This is a genomic window from Streptomyces mexicanus (assembly GCF_902506575.1).
Lineage (GTDB): Bacteria > Actinomycetota > Actinomycetes > Streptomycetales > Streptomycetaceae > Streptomyces > Streptomyces mexicanus.
On sequence record NZ_LR732568.1, the window covers coordinates 1 to 843 of the forward strand.

At 75.0% G+C, this 843-nt stretch carries 2 protein-coding genes; both read right to left on the minus strand.

Going from position 1 to position 843, the window contains the following annotated elements; all coding sequences use genetic code 11:
• Positions 1-499 (minus strand): wax ester/triacylglycerol synthase domain-containing protein (locus GV126_RS32435; RefSeq protein WP_236570331.1); only part of this gene is annotated, 499 nt, incomplete at its 3' end.
• A 133-nt stretch (positions 500-632) separates the two neighbouring features.
• Positions 633-843: hypothetical protein (locus GV126_RS32440; RefSeq protein WP_159674534.1), on the minus strand; the 211-nt coding region annotated here is incomplete at its 5' end.

Consider the following 843-nt stretch of genomic DNA (forward strand, 5'->3'; position numbering starts at 1 on the left):
GGTCGAGGATGGCGGCGGCGAGGGTCAGGGCGCGCAGTCCGTCGGCGAGGGCGTGGTGGAACTTGAACAGCACCGCGAAGCGGACGCCGTCCTCGCCGGGCAGCACATGGGCCTCCCACGGGGGCCGGTCGCGCTCGAGCGGGCGCTGCATGAGCCGGCCGGCCACGGCGTGGAAGTCGGCGGCCGGGGCGTGCAGCCGGACGTGGTCGAGCGGGTCGAATCGGGGGTCCGGCTCGCGGGTGGCGCCGCCGAAGGTGAGCGGCCGGCGCAGACCGTGGCCCAGGGGCAGGCGCAGGTCCAGGGGCCGCCAGACGTCGCGGATGCGCATGCGCAGCCCGGGCACGCCGGCGGCGCGGGCGGCGAGCAGGTCGGCCGCGTGCGCGCCGGCGGTGGGCGAGTGGGCCGTGAAGACGCCGAGTGCGCCGAGGTGCATGGGGTGGTCGGCGGACTCGATGTTCCAGAACGCCAGGTCGAGTGGAGCGAGCAGGTCAGAAGTCAATGGCTTGCCTCGCGTCGACGGTGGGTGAGCCAGCAGTCAACCGCCGGCAACCGATTACGGTCAAGTACGATCAGGCTACGTTCAGTTAACACCAGATGACGACCCGCCCCCGGCAGGGGCGGGTTCGGGAGAGTCACCGCAGCGCCGGTGGCGCGGCCCCGGCCGCCGTGCCCCAGGCCGAGGGCCGCGGGCCCACCGTGTAGGCCAGGGTGCGCAGCCGGCGGAGGGTGGAGGTGGTCACGTACGTCCGGTCGTAGGCCGCTCCGTCGGCGCGCAGCGTCTGGACGTAGTGGCCGGAGGGCCCGGTGCCGGGCGCGGTGATGGTGAGGGCGCGGCGGGGGTGG